Consider the following 15,057-nt stretch of genomic DNA (forward strand, 5'->3'; position numbering starts at 1 on the left):
AAAATATAGGTTGATAGATATGTTTCAAAAGCCGAGAGGGACGAGAGATTTTACACCAGAAGAAATGAAAAAAAGGAGATACATTGAGAATAAGTTAAGAGAAGTTTTTGAGAGATATGGATATTTAGAGATATTAACTCCAACCTTTGAAAGTTTTGAGTTAATTGCTAAAAAAACTGGGGAAGAGATTAGAAAGCAGTTATATGTGTTTAAAGATCACGGCGGTAGAGAGATGGCTTTAAGACCAGAGATGACATCCCCAGTAGTGAGATTCTACATAAATGAATTAAAAATATTACAAAAACCTTTAAGACTTTATTATTTTGCTAACTGCTTTAGATATGAAAGACCACAGGCAGGAAGATTTAGAGAGTTTTGGCAAATGGGTTGCGAGTTAATTGGCTGTAAAGAGCCATTAGCAGATGCTGAAATTTTAAATTTAGCAATAGATGGTTTAATAAATATTGGTTTAGATTTTGATGTACATATAGGACACTTAGGAGTTTTAAAAGGAGTTTTAGAAAGGTTTAATATTAGTGAAGAAGAGGAAATTAAAATTAGGAGATTGATAGACAAAGAGGATTATGAAAATTTAGAAAATTATTTAATTCAGATTTTAGATAAAGAAAAGAAAGATTTAATATTTGAAATACTAAAATTTAAAGGAGGTAAAGAAATTTTAGAAGAATTAAAAGAGATTTTAAAAGATTTCCCAAAATCCATTGAGGCTATAAATAATTTAGAGGAGATTTTAGAGTATGTTATTTATGATAAATATACTATAAACTTTGGAATTGCGAGAGGTTTAGATTACTATACTGGAATGGTGTTTGAAATTTATGGAAAAAAAGGAGCTAAGCAAATATGTGGTGGAGGTAGATATGACAATTTAATAGAAACCTTTGGAGGAGAACCTACTCCAGCAGTAGGTTTTGCGTATGGATTTGATAGAATTATGATGAACCTTGATAATTTAAATATTGAAGAGGAAAGAATCTTAATAATTCCAATAAAAAAAGATAAGGAATTAATTAAAAAATCGTTAATTATTGCAGATAAATTAAGAAAATCTGGGAAAATTGTAGAATTGGAAATTATGGGTAGAAAATTAAGAAAAGCTTTGGATTATGCAAATTCGAGAGGCTTTAAAAAAGTAATTATTGTTGGAGAAAAAGAAATTAAAGATAATAAAGTAACAGTAAAAGATATGGTTACAGGAGAGCAGAAATTAGTTTATATAGATGAATTAACTAATGTATAAAAACAACCATAAAATTTTTATATATAATCTAAATTTTTATTAAGGCCTATTTTATTTTAAGGAGATGTTTATGGTAAAGATAACAATCATATCACCAGAAGGAAAGAGTTGTAGTGTTTGGAACTTAAAAAATGAAATTGAAAAATTAGGATATAAGGCGGAAATATTTTTACTTTCTCATCCAGAAGCATTAATGAGTTATGATTTTAAATTAGAAACTGACTTAATTCATTCAAGATGTGGAATTGGATGTTATTTTGACAGATTAACTCTTTACTCATGGCAATTTATAAATGCCTTAGAAATTGAAGGATATAAATTTGTTAATTCACTAAAAACTATATATTTAACTTCGGATAAATTTAAAAGTATTAAATTACTTGCAAAACATAAAATACCTACACCAAAAACAGCGTTAATTAGAGATTACGAAGACGCTGTAAAGTTTATAGAAAAATACAATTTAAGTTTTCCAGTAGTTATAAAAGATTCATTTTCAAAGTGTGGTTTGAGAGTATTTATAGCAAGGAATTTTGATGAGTTAAAAAATCTTACAAAAAATGCAATATGGGAAGGTAAATTAATACAGGAATTTATTGACTTTAAAGAAAATGGCTTATATAAAGACATGAGAATATTAGTTGTTGATGGAGAAGTTGTAGGGGGATATAGGAGGGTTAGCAGAGATTTTAGAACTAATCTTTACTTAGGAAACTATGTTGAAGAATTAAAAATAGATAAAGAACTCGAAGAATTAGCATTGAAATGTGCTGAATTGTCAGGGGCTATAATATTGGGAGTAGATATTCTACCAACTAAGGAATATTATTATGTTATTGAATTAAACTCTGCTCCTGGAACTAAAGGTTTTAAATATTTAGGAATAAATGCAGATAAAAAAATATCTGAGGCATTAGTTAAATATGCTAAACAATAAGGTGGAGTTATGATTTCTAAGTATATAATAAAGCATGGATTAGAGTTAGCACATGACATTAAAGCAGATGCATTTATGATATTTACAGAAACTGGAAACTCTTATGAAATACTAAAAAAACTACTAAAAAAAAATAATAACTCAAAAATATTAGATATTTTAAATATAAATAAAAAATTAAAGATTATTGTAGCCACACCAAATAAGGGAACTTACAAAAAAATAAGTAAAGAAAATATTGATAATGTCTATCCTTTATATATTAAGTATAGGGAGGACAATAGATGTATGATAATTAGTAGTGGTATAGTTCATGCACTTCAATTAAAGATTTTAAAAGATAATTATAGAATTGTTGCAGTAGTTGGAGAGCCAAAAGTTCCCGGTAAGTTAGATACAATAATGGTTGTTAATGTAAAAGATCATGTAAAAGAGTTAGAACTATACAAACTTTTTGAAGAGTTAGATGAAAAACAGAAAAAAACATTAAAAGAAATTTTAAAATTAGCTATGGAGATTGGAAGAGAAGGAAGAGAAGGAAAATATGTTGGAACAATATTTGTTATTGGGGATACTTTAAATGTTATGAGTATGTCAAAACCTTTGATATTAAATCCATTTGCAGGACATAATGCGAGTATCTTCGATGAAAATGTAAAAGGGACTATAAAAGAACTCTCATCAATAGATGGAGCATTTATAATTACTGATGATGGGAAAGTAGTTTCTGCTGGGAGATTTATAGAATGTAAGGGAGATATAAAAATTAAAAAAGGATTAGGAGCAAGACATGTGGCTGCAGCAAGTATAACAAAAAATACCAAAGCCATTGCCGTTACAGTATCTCAAAGTGGTGGGATAGTTAGAATATTTAAAGATGGCAAAATAGTTTTTGAGGCAGATCCAAGAGAAAATATTTTATTATTAGAATAACTAAATCTTTTTAGCATAATCTAACATACCTTTAAACATCTTCAAACCATCGTCTGAACCTAATATTTTTTCACTAGCTCTTTCTGGATGAGGCATTAGTAGAACACAGTTTTGATTTTCGTTACAAACTCCGGCTATATTGTCAATAGATCCATTAGGATTTACCTCTTCTGTCACTTCACCAGTTTCATCACAGTATTTAAACACTATCATATTATTTTTATACATATAGTCAAGAGTTTCATCGTCAGCGTAAAATCTACCCTCTGCGTGTGCTATTGGTATCTTTAAAACTTCTCCTTTTTTATAATACTGAGTAAATGGAGTTTTGTTGTTTTCAACTCTTATATATACCCATTTGCAGATAAATCTTGCATTTATATTGTTTGTTAATGTTCCTTTTGAAAAACCCGCTTCTAAACCAATTTGAGCCCCATTACATATCCCTAAAACTGGCTTCCCTTCTTCAACCATCTTTTTTAATCCTTTGATTATTGGAGTTCTTGCACTTATTGCTCCTGCCCTTAAATAATCTCCGTATGAGAAGCCACCAGGAATTACCGCCCCTTTATATTCATCTAAGTTATCCTTAGTAAAAAAAACAAGTTCTGGATTTCCACCGGCTAATTTTATAGCATGACAAACATCCAACTCACAATTAGTTCCTAAGAATTTAGTTACTGCAATCTTCATACTCTCTCCCGTTAATTTAGGAATTATTTTTTATTTATTCTAATTCGGAAGTAATTACATTCAACATCTCTTTAATTAATATAGGCATCTTGTCAGTTCTTTCACTGAGTTCTATAATTTTTCTCCTCAATCTTTCGTCATCACAATTTCTAATATCTCTCGCTTTAATTGTCTTCCTACCATCTTTTCTTGCATTTTGTTCAGCAACTTCTGTAGTTATTTTTATTATTTCTATTAATAAATTGTTTAATTCATCAACTGCCTCAGAGGATATATTAAAGTCAGTATATTGTTTCATTATTCTCTTTATTGTTGTTTTTGGTAACATTAAAACTACCTCCTTATTTTTCATCTACATTTACTACTCCCACTCTAATTAGTGGAATTAAAGGCACTTCTTCAATTTCATCCAATCCACTTTTATCAATTAAAACAATTATTAATTTTGGACTACAAATTTCTTTTAACTGTTTTATACATTCTTTTAAAGTACTTCCACTGGTTACAACATCATCTATAATTACTGCTCTTTTATAATTTACAGGAGAAAAGTTGTGAGAAATTGAACCAGATATTTTTTTACCTTTTTCAGATATATGTTTCTTTGGTATATATACAGTTAAATCTTTACCTAATTCAGTTGCCACTAATGTAGCAATAGGTACTCCACTCGTTGAAATCCCTACAACTGTATCAAATTCAAAATTTCTACTTTTTATTATATCAACAATTATTGAACTAATATGTTTTAATCTATTTGCCGAACTTCCAATGTTTCTCCAATCAATAAATATATCTACATTTTTTAAACTCAGAGATTTTTCCTCATTTTCCAATAATTTTTCAGCATTTAAAACCAAATATCTTGCAGTATCCATTGATACATTTAACTCCTCTGCAATTTCACCAATAGTTAAACCATTATTTTTCAGTTCAATAACCTTTTTTAATAGTTGTTTGTTCATAAATCTCCCTCATCATTTTTATTTTTTTCTAATAAAAAATTTAAATAAAATCATAATAAGTAATGTCCCAATAATTAATGTTTTATATGGAGGTTTTAAATTAAACATTAAGATAAGGAGAATTCCAAATAATATATACCATATATGCCAATATAATTTATAATTCTGTCTTTTGTTACTCTTTAATTTTAATATATCCATATTGCTACTACCTCCACATTTAATATTTTTATATAGTTATAATACACCCAAATACTTGTGCATTTGTATTGTTAGCATAACATTGTCCTTTAAATATTCTCCACACGCCTCCATAATTTTAAATAATTTTCTCTTAGAAGGGGGTTTTATATTTCCATAGGGCGTCACTGGTTGAATACACAAAGTTATATCACCAATATCGCTTAAATCTTTTGCTATTTCTTTTACAGTATTTATATTGGTATTTTCCATAATCACAATTTTAGCATAAACATCAGAATTCAAATTATAAAGATTTTTTATAGTCTTTATTTCATTTCTATATAATTTTATATATTCTTCCTCTTTTATATTATTAAAATGTTCTCTTAACTTTATGTCTATGGATGCTATATCAAAATAAAAAACTCTGTCTGGAAATATTCCATTACTTTCTAAGAATGTCTTATATTCTTTATCTTTTAAAATTTCAACTATTTCCTTCAATTCTTTAAAATAAAGTAGTGGCTCTCCTCCTGTAAAAGACACTGCAAACAAATCTGGAGTTTTTAACCTATCTACTATATTAACTATATTCTCAATATCCATATTTTTTAGTATCTCAAATTTCCCACTTCCCGGAGATTTTTCCACTCTATTTAAGTATTTTTTATGATTTTCATCGCAATATATACATTTTAAAGGACATCCAGCAAATCTTACAAATATAAACCTCCTCCCAATATACTTTCCTTCTCCCATTATTGAACTAAAAATTTCCCTTATCATCCTTATCTCTCCAATATTTTTATTTATTTTGATTTGTTACAATTTTATTCCAACTACCTTACTCAAACCGTTTTTCATATAAACTCCATAAACTACATCTGCTTTACTAACCATCTGTTCTCTATGGCTTATAACTATAAACTGACTTTTTTTAGAGGCGTTTTTAATCATATCTGCAATTAAAGAGACGTTTTTTACATCTAAGGCGGCATCAATCTCATCCAGTATATAAAATGGTGAAGGATTCAATCTTTGAATAGCAAATAAAAATGCTAAGGCAGTTAAACTCTTTTCTCCTCCACTCATGGTATCTAAACTTAATAATTTTTTACCCCTTGGTGAGGCATCGATTAAAATACCTCCCTCAAATGGATTTTTCTCATTTTCTAAGCTTAGTTTTCCAATTCCTCCAATCTCTTTATACACTTCCTCAAAGTTCTTAGCTATCTTGTTAAAAACTTCTATAAAGACGTCTTTCTTTTTATTTTCAAGTTCTTTCATTAATTGTAGATATTTCTTTTCATCTCTTTCGTATTCTTTCCTTTTTTCTATAAGCTCATTATATCTGTTTAAAATATAGTTATAATCTTCAATAGCTCTCATATTTACTGGCTCTAATTTTTTTATTTCATTTTCTATTTCTCCTATGTATATTTCAAGATCTTCAATGCTTTTATTATCTAATTCCTCATTTATATCTGTTTTTTCGCATAGATACAATTTTTTCTCTTCTTCTTCCAATTTACTCTTATATTTTGCCTTTTCAACTATAAGCTCATTTATTCTATTTTCAATAACTCTCACTTTATTTATCAAATCTTTTTTACATTTTTCTAAGTTTTCTATCTCTTTTTCTATATGTTCTCTTTTTTCAGAAAGTGATTTTATATTTTTAGATAATTCTTCAAATCTTTTTTTCTTTTCTTCTAATATAGATGAGTTTTTTTCAATGCTTTCTTTATATAACTGTATATTTTTCTTTAGCATTTCTTTTTTATTTGTTAGTTCTGAAATTTTGTTATTTAACTCTTCAATTTTTGGAATTAATATCTCTTTTACTAAACTAAGTTCTTTCTCAATCTCATTTTTTAACTTATCTTTTTCTTTTTCTAAGATTTTTAATTCTTCGTCAATCTCTCTCAATCTTTTTAGATATTCGTTATTTTCATATTCTTTTAATTCACTAATAACTTTTTTTCTTTTTTCAATTAATTCATTTATCTTATTCTCTAACTTTTCAATTTTACTTGATATTTCTTCTTTTTTAAGTTTTAAATTACCAATTTCTTCTAAAATTTCCTTATTTTTTAATTCCAACTCCTTTATTTTTAAATTGTTTTTTTCTATAATTTCTCTCCTTCTCATTTCATTTTTCTTAATTATTTCTAACTTGTTTTCAATTTCCATTTTTTTAGCAGAGCTCTTCTTTATTATCTCATTTAATCTTTCAATTTCACCTTTTACATTTCTCAATTCACTCTCAACAACCTTGATATTATTGGCTATTTCATTTAACTTACTCAAATCAATATCTACTTTAATTTTTGCTCCACTTTTGAATGTTCCCCCTCTTAACACACCACTGGGCTCTATAACCTCCCCATCCAATGTTACAAATCTAACTTTTCTATACTTCTCAGATAAAACTTTGGCAACATCAATATTTTTAACTATTACAGTGTTTCCAAATACATACTCGAAAATTTTTCTATATTTTTCATCAAACTCTACTAAATCAATTGCCCTTCCTATGACACCATCTTCATCTATATAATCTGCCTCTCTACCCTCAATTCTATCCAACGGTAGAAATGTGGCTCTTCCAAGTTTTCTCTCTTTTAGATACTTTATAGCCCTTACAGCGTCGTCTATTCTTTTAACAACTATGTAATTTAACCTATTTCCAGCCGCCACTTCAATTGCTGTCTTATATTCAACCTTGGTTTTTCCTAAATTTCCTACTATATCAATAACGCCCGGTAAATTGGCATTTAATATTTCTTTAATAGCTCTATCTAAACAAAACTCATCCATTTCTTTTAATGCCCTAATTCTTGCATTTTCTTTAACATATTGAGAATGCAATTCATCCAATTTTATCTGCAAATCCTTCTTTTTTTCTTCAAGTTCTTTTATTTTCTTTTTTGAAAATTCTATCTCTACTTTTAAGTTTTCGAGTTCTAAATATAGTGGCTTAGTATCAACGACTTCAAAATTTTCAAGTTCTTCCTTTAATTTTATAATAATTTCGTTATTTTTTTCAATTTCAAAGTATTTTTTATTTATTGTATTTTCTAAATCATTTAATTCTTTTTTTAATTTATAAAGTTCGTTCTGATTTTTTTCTATTTCATCAGTTAAATCTATTTCTAATTTCTTTAAATTTTTAATAATATTTTCACTTTCAGAGATTACATCCATTAATCTTTCTTTTTCATAATTTAAATCGTTAATCTTACTCTCAATTTCTTTAATCTTATTTTCTTTTTCAATTATTTTATTTCTATATTCAATTATCTTTTTTTGGGTATTTTCAATTTCATTCTTTTTAGTTTTAATTTCACTTTCAACTTTATTTAACTCCTTTATACTATTGTCCAAAACTTTTTTATCATTTTCAATATCTAACTCCAATTCTTTTATTGACTTATGTAGTTCTAAAACTTCCTCATTGCCTTTTTCATTTAGTTCGTTTATTATATCATTTAATTTTAACTTTAAATTTTCAATTTTAGCATTTATTTCTTTAATTTTTTCTATAAATTCATCTTTGAGACTTTCTAAACTTTTAATGTCATTTTGGATATTCTCTAAAATGATATTTAGATAATTAACTCTTTTTAAAATTAAAAGATATTTTGCTGATTTTAACTCCTCATTTAACTTTATATATTTTTCAGCATCTTCCTTTTCTTTTTTAAGTTTTTTTAAATTATTTTCTACTTCACTAATCCTTATGTCAATCATTTCAATTAATTCCCTTGCCTTTTTCAATTCTTCCTCTGCCTTTTTCTTCTTTTCGTCAAATTCTGCAATTCCACTAATTTCGTCAATAATTTTTCTTCTTTCAATTGGAGAAATATTTATAATTTTTAATAAATCTCCTTGCGATATTACCGTATCCCCTAACAAACCTAACTTTCTAAATAAGTCAATAATTTCATACTTAGATAACTTTTTTCTTTTTTCTTTGTCATTCTCTTTCCAAACTAAAAAATAGTCAGTTTCTCCACTTTTTTTAATTCTTCTCAATATTCCTACGCTATTTGCATTAACGTTAAATACATTATTATCATTTGAAAAATATAAACAAACCTCTGAATACTCTTCTCTCTTTCCGTTGTGATAAGTTATTAATTCTTTAAACCTGTTTGCTCTCAACTTTTTAGCAGAGGTTTTTCCTAAAACAAAAAGTATAGCATCAACTATGTTGGATTTTCCACTACCATTTGGCCCTACAATGGCTGTAAATCCTTGTGGAATGTCTAATGATAATTTTTTAAATGATTTAAAGTTTTTTAATTCTATTTTTTCTAAAGTAACCATTATTTTCACCAATATTATTCATACTTCAACTCCTGTATTGTATTTATATTTTTAAAGATTTTTTTAGATCTATCTAAATTTTCAGCCTTTATATAAAACGGATTTAAGTAAGATATAAAATATCTTAAAGATAAGTTATTATCTTCCATTAGTATTTTATTTAGAAGATGTAAAGAACTTCTTCTATATAGGGCAAATAGTGGCTCTATAAAACCATTCTCATGCTTTGGAACTATGCATAAATTACCTTTTTTAGATATTTTTATATAAGAGATTAATTTTATTATAGATTCTTTCGTTATGTATGGACAATCACACGGCAAAACAATAAACCACTCTGCATTTAAAACCCTCATACCGCACAAAATTCCCATAAGAGGGCCTTTATTTTCAATCAAGTCAAAAGATATTATGCAGTTATATTTATTTAAATATTCTTTTTCTTTATCTAAGTCAATAGAATTTTTTGCAAAAACTGTAACATAAGGAATATTCAAACTTTTTAAAATGTCTGATGGATAATTTATAAGATACTTTCCATTAAAAATTCTAAATGGTTTTTTTCCGCCAATTCTCTCTCCTTTACCACCAGACAAAATTATTCCTCCAATGATACTCCCACCCAAGAATGTTAAAAACTTTAATAATCTTTTGATAATAATAAATATATAAAATTTATATAAATGGTGATGATTATGAGCACAGCAGTAAAGGTAAAAAATTTAACAAAAAAATATGGGGATTTTAAAGCATTAGATAATGTCTCTTTTGAAGCAAAAAAGGGAGAGATTTTAGGAATTGTTGGAAAAAGTGGAGCAGGAAAAACTACTCTAATTAGAATTTTAAGAGGTTCTTTAGATTACGATGAAGGGGAAGTAGAAATATTGGGTAGAAAAGATAACTTTAAAGAGGTAACTGCTATTCATTTACAGAGAAATTTTGCACTATGGGCAGAGCCAGTAATTAATAACATTATAAGAAAACTTTACGCCATAAGAAACAAATCTGATGAATTATTGCCAATGGAAGAGGAATGGGAAGAGTATGAAAAAGAAGCCTTAGAGATATTAAAATTAGTTGGTTTAGAACATAAAAAGGATGCTTTTGCAAACATACTAAGTGGAGGAGAAAAACAAAGGCTAATATTAGGTAGGCAGATAGCTAAAATTTATGAAAAGGGAGAGGGAGTTTTATTATTGGATGAACCAGCAACAATGGCTTGTCCAGCATCTAAGCAGAAACTATTAGATGTAATTAAAAATATTAGAGATAAGTTAAATATAACTGTAATTATAACCTCCCATTTGCCAGAAGTGCATAGATATCTTTGTGATAGATTGATATTATTGGAAGATGGAAAAGTAAAAAAAATTGGAGATGTTGAAACAGTCTTAAATGAGTTTTTGAAAGATATGAAGCCACCTTATATAAGAACTCCTAAAATAAAAGACAATGATATAATAAAAGTTGAAAATGTCTCTAAGAGATACTATGTTATTCATGGAGGAGAAACACTAAACTTAAAAAATATCTCCTTCAATGTTAAAGAGGGGGAAATAGTGTCTATTATTGGGCCTAGTGGTGTTGGAAAAACTGTAATTATGAGATTGATGGCTGGCTTAGAATTACCTAATGAAGGAAGAATTATTGTTGATGGAGTTGATATAACCAAATATGGATGGGAAAGAATAGAACTTAGAAAGAGAATAGGAATTATGCATCAAGAGTTTTCTCTACCATATTATCAAACAGTTGAAAATTTATTAAAATATAGATTGGGATTAAAAGGAGAAAAGGCAATTGCTCATGCAAAAGTAAAGGCAGATGAACTTGGCATTTCTCCAAAGATTGTAGATGCAATTTATCAATTAATCGATGTCCCAGAGGCAGAGAGAATTTCAAAACTTCAAAAGATGGGTTTAACAGAAGATATAATTTATAAACTATTCCCACCAATTGTTGAAGATTTTAAGCCAGATGAAATTTTAGAGGCGTTAGATTTAGGTAAGGACATTTTAAAGAAAAAAGTTTCTGAACTTAGCGGAGGGCAAAAGGTTAGAGTGGCTATGGCTTTGCAGTTAATAACTAAGCCAAAGATTTTATTCTTAGATGAGCCTTTTGGAGATTTAGATCCAATAACATTAAGAGATGTTGCAAACTATTTAAAGAAAATAAATGAGAAATTTGGCACAACAATAGTTTTAGTGTCTCACTGTGTAGATTTTATTAAAGAGATTAGTGATAGAGCAATACTCTTAGATAATAATAAATTAGTTATGGAAGGAAAACCTGAAAAGGTTTGTGAAGAATTTATAAAAAGAAGTAATGCAAGGTTTATACGACCATAAGAGGCTCTACCTCTTATTGATATACCTCCCATAAGTTAGTTTTTATTTTTATTTATTATCCCTTCTCTCTCGCTAAAAATTGTTATTTTTTAATTTAGAGGGGTTTAATTTGAAATTTTTTAATTTTAAAAATTTTTATCCAATTTCAGAGGGTCTTTTATTTTGATTAATTTTAATATTTGACTTTACTAAATTATTGAGATTTTTAGGAGATTTTATTTAACTGTTTTTATCTCTAATTTTCCCCGATAATTAGGTTAATAACAAAAATTTTAAGGATTTTAAAGACAATAAACCAAAATAGAAAAGTATAAATAAAAGTTCGGAGGTATATAAATAACAAGGGTAATTGACCCTCCGAACTATAACCCCTATATAAAGAAGTATAATAAAGTAATTTTAGAAAATTATCTCTTCAAATTGTGTCCTGTTTAAAATCAAGCCCCAAAGGGGATGGAAATACAGAAATTGAAATTAAAAAAGTTAATAACTCACTAAAAAAGTTTAAAATCAAGCCCCAAAGGGGATGGAAATAGTTTATTTTTTAATTCAACTATGGCAACATCTTTAATGTTTAAAATCAAGCCCCAAAGGGGATGGAAATAAATCTTCTTTTGTGTTAATGGATTGATCTCTGACATCCTTACCAGTTTAAAATCAGGCCCCAAAGGGAAAGGCAAAAAGAGGCATTGCTTCTTTTAAGAAGCAATGCATCCCGGGTATCCCAATAGGGCGGAGCCCTATGGGTATATAATCAAGCCCCAAAGGAGATAAAAATATTTAAATTTTTTAATAGCATAAAATATCCATATATAGAAATATATAAATCATTAGGATATATAATATAACATTAATTTTTATATAGTTCAATAAAATAAGTAATTCCATCCAGTTTTTTAAAACAAAATTATTGAGGGGAATTATGCATTGGGCTGATGTAATAGCTAAAAAATTAATTGAAGAGAAAAAAGTAGATAAGTATGTAGTGGCTACTGGAATAACTCCTTCGGGACATATTCATATAGGAAATGCAAGAGAAACACTAACAGCAGATGCAATTTATAAAAGTTTAAAAAATATGGATGTTGAGGCAGAGTTAATATTTATAGCAGACACTTATGACCCTTTAAGGAAGTTGTATCCATTTTTACCAAAAGAGTTTGAACAATACATAGGAATGCCTCTAAGTGAAATCCCTTGTCCAGAGGGTTGTTGTGAAAATTATGCAGAGCACTTTTTAAAACCTTATTTAGAGAGTTTAGATGATTTAGGAATAGAAATAACAACTTATAGGGCTGATAAACTCTATAAAGAAGGATTTTATGATGAGAAAATAAAAATTGCCTTAGAGAATAGAGAAAAAATAATGGAAATTTTAAATAAATTTAGATCTACTCCATTACCAGATGATTGGTATCCTATCAATGTTGTTTGTGAAAATTGTAGAAGATTAAAGACAAAGGTTTTAAAATACGATAGTGAGAAAGAAGAAGTATATTATAAATGTGAGATTTGTGGATTTGAGGGAGTTGTAAAACCTTACAAAGGTAGAGCAAAACTTCCATGGAGAGTAGATTGGCCAGCGAGATGGAGCATATTCAATGTAACAATCGAGCCAATGGGTAAAGATCACGCCGCCGCTGGTGGCTCTTATGATACAGGAGTTTTAATAGCAAGAGAAGTTTATAATTATGAACCTCCTAAAAAGGTTGTTTATGAATGGATTCAGTTAAAGGTTGGAGATAAGGCAATTCCAATGAGTTCCTCAAAAGGTGTAGTGTTTGCTGTAAAGGATTGGACTTACATAGCTCACCCAGAGATTTTAAGATACTTAATTATGAGAAGTAAGCCAACAAAACACATTGACTTTGATTTAAAGAAAATTCCTGATTTAGTTGATGAGTATGATAGATTAGAGGAGTTTTACTTCAATAACAAAGATAGAAATGACTTAAATGAGGATGATTTAGAAAAAATAAGAATTTATGAATTATCAACCCTAAAAATTCCAGAAACGAAACCTTTTGTAGTTCCATACAGATTTTGTTCAATTATTGCTCAACTAACCTATAATGAAGAAAAAAATGACGTAGATATGGAGAGAGTATTTGAAATTTTGAAAAGGAATAATTACAATGTGGAAAATATTGATGAATTTAGCTTAAAAAAGTTAAAGGATAGATTATTAATGGCAAGAAACTGGGCCTTGAAGTATGGAGAAAAGTTGATTATAATTGATGAGAATGAAGCAAAAGAAATATATGAAAAATTGAAGGATAAGCAAAAAGAATGGATTAAATACTTTGCTGAAAAATTAAAGACTGCTGAATTTGACGCTCTAACTTTGCATGAATTAATATATCAAACAGCAAAAGATATTGGTTTAAATCCAAGAGATGCTTTCCAAGCGTCATATATGATTTTATTGGGCAAAAAGTATGGTCCAAAGTTGGGTTCTTTCTTAGCTACCTTAGGAAGAGATTTTGTATTAAGAAGATATTCTTTATTTAATTAAAATTTTTATATTGTGAAGTTGAAGGAATTAATCTTAATAATTATATTTTTACTTTGGTGGTAGAATGATAAAAATACATGCATTAGAAGAAGTTAAAGGGAATGTAAAAGATATAGTCGAAAAAGAATTTGAAAAATTATCTAAGGAATTAAAAGAAAAATATAACGCTAAACTTAGATATGTTGATGAAGATTTAGAAGAAAATGAAAATTTAAAGTTTTATACAAAAATTGGAGAGTTTGAAATAGAGTTTGGTAGTTTTAAAGATTATATAGATTTCTGTTTAAAGTATGGTGCTGACATAGAAGTTATAAAGCCATCAAAATTAAAACTCAAATCTAATGAAATAAACGAAGTTTTAGGTTTAGTTATAAGTTTTTTTAAAACCTTTGTAGAGACATACAAGGTTGGATTTAACGTATATATAGATGAAGAAAAAAAGAAAGAGATTAATGTAGAAGAATACAAAAAAGGAAAATATGACGAAGATGAAATAATTGATTTTGAAGATGAAGGATTTATAAGAGTTAAGGCAGTTTTTGAAGGTTTTGGAAAAAGTGAAGAAGAGGTTATAAAGAATTTGATAGCCTCTTTAAATATGGAAAATGTAATTATCAATAAAGTTATAACTCAAAATTTCAGTGACAAAAACTTTAATGGATTGATAGGAATTGACTTATTATGTAAACCTTTTGAAATGTTTGAAATTGCATATAAATATTTACCTGTTGCAATCTCTGTTCAAAAGGATGAGATTGAGTTAGATTTGGCAAATATTCAAGATATTGGAAATGAGTTGTCTGGCGCCGTGTTTGAATTAAGTCACACTGTAACAATGAGAAAGAGATAAACTAAAAATAATCCATATAAATAAATTAAAGCAAACAAAT

At 27.6% G+C, this 15,057-nt stretch carries 12 protein-coding genes; 6 read left to right on the forward strand and 6 right to left on the reverse strand.

Annotation, left to right across the window (positions count from 1 at the left end):
- The first annotated feature begins 19 nt into the window (after positions 1-19).
- The 3 genes from hisS (at position 20) to dacZ (ending at position 3,131) form a co-directional block, all read left to right on the forward strand.
- Positions 20-1,261, forward strand: a complete 1,242-nt coding sequence (hisS, locus tag HZY31_RS03860) for a histidine--tRNA ligase (protein WP_297318144.1) — start codon at positions 20-22, stop codon at positions 1,259-1,261.
- Positions 1,262-1,331: 70 nt separating this feature from the next.
- A complete protein-coding gene (gene cofF, locus HZY31_RS03865; RefSeq protein WP_297318145.1) occupies positions 1,332-2,198 on the forward strand; it encodes a coenzyme gamma-F420-2:alpha-L-glutamate ligase in 867 nt (288 codons plus the stop codon).
- Positions 2,199-2,207: 9 nt separating this feature from the next.
- Positions 2,208-3,131, forward strand: coding sequence for a diadenylate cyclase (gene dacZ, locus HZY31_RS03870; protein WP_297318146.1), 924 nt, complete (start codon positions 2,208-2,210; stop codon positions 3,129-3,131).
- Here the strand turns inward: dacZ and purQ are convergent, their stop codons facing one another.
- The 6 genes from purQ to HZY31_RS03900 all read right to left on the reverse strand — a co-directional run bounded on the left by purQ (position 3,132) and on the right by HZY31_RS03900 (position 9,903).
- Positions 3,132-3,824: a phosphoribosylformylglycinamidine synthase I gene (purQ, locus tag HZY31_RS03875; RefSeq protein ID WP_297318147.1), complete on the reverse strand. Its 693-nt coding sequence runs from the start codon at positions 3,822-3,824 to the stop codon at positions 3,132-3,134. It abuts the gene before it with no gap.
- A 34-nt stretch (positions 3,825-3,858) separates the two neighbouring features.
- Positions 3,859-4,152, reverse strand: coding sequence for a histone family protein (locus HZY31_RS03880; protein WP_297318184.1), 294 nt, complete (start codon positions 4,150-4,152; stop codon positions 3,859-3,861).
- Between the two features lie 13 nt (positions 4,153-4,165).
- Positions 4,166-4,789 (reverse strand): orotate phosphoribosyltransferase-like protein, encoded by a 624-nt coding sequence (locus HZY31_RS03885; RefSeq protein ID WP_297318148.1) that lies wholly within the window; start codon positions 4,787-4,789, stop codon positions 4,166-4,168.
- Between the two features lie 237 nt (positions 4,790-5,026).
- Positions 5,027-5,758 carry a 7-carboxy-7-deazaguanine synthase QueE gene (locus tag HZY31_RS03890; RefSeq protein WP_297318149.1) on the reverse strand — a complete coding sequence of 244 codons (732 nt, stop codon included), beginning with the start codon at positions 5,756-5,758 and terminating at the stop codon, positions 5,027-5,029.
- A 36-nt stretch (positions 5,759-5,794) separates the two neighbouring features.
- Positions 5,795-9,304, reverse strand: coding sequence for a chromosome segregation protein SMC (gene smc / locus HZY31_RS03895; protein WP_297318150.1), 3,510 nt, complete (start codon positions 9,302-9,304; stop codon positions 5,795-5,797).
- A 14-nt stretch (positions 9,305-9,318) separates the two neighbouring features.
- On the reverse strand, positions 9,319-9,903 hold the full coding sequence (locus HZY31_RS03900) for a molybdenum cofactor guanylyltransferase (RefSeq protein ID WP_297318185.1): 585 nt from the start codon (positions 9,901-9,903) through the stop codon (positions 9,319-9,321).
- A gap of 96 nt (positions 9,904-9,999) precedes the next feature.
- Here HZY31_RS03900 and HZY31_RS03905 point away from each other — a divergent pair, with 96 nt between their 5' ends.
- The 3 genes from HZY31_RS03905 to HZY31_RS03915 all read left to right on the forward strand — a co-directional run bounded on the left by HZY31_RS03905 (position 10,000) and on the right by HZY31_RS03915 (position 15,017).
- Positions 10,000-11,652, forward strand: coding sequence for an ABC transporter ATP-binding protein (locus tag HZY31_RS03905; RefSeq protein WP_297318151.1), 1,653 nt, complete (start codon positions 10,000-10,002; stop codon positions 11,650-11,652).
- A 922-nt stretch (positions 11,653-12,574) separates the two neighbouring features.
- Positions 12,575-14,167, forward strand: a complete 1,593-nt coding sequence (gene lysS, locus HZY31_RS03910) for a lysine--tRNA ligase (protein WP_297318152.1) — start codon at positions 12,575-12,577, stop codon at positions 14,165-14,167.
- Positions 14,168-14,231: 64 nt separating this feature from the next.
- Positions 14,232-15,017: a hypothetical protein gene (locus HZY31_RS03915; RefSeq protein ID WP_297318153.1), complete on the forward strand. Its 786-nt coding sequence runs from the start codon at positions 14,232-14,234 to the stop codon at positions 15,015-15,017.
- Positions 15,018-15,057 lie beyond the last annotated feature (40 nt).

The organism is Methanocaldococcus sp. (assembly GCF_024490875.1).
Classification (GTDB): domain Archaea; phylum AGJL01; class Methanococci; order Methanococcales; family Methanocaldococcaceae; genus Methanocaldococcus.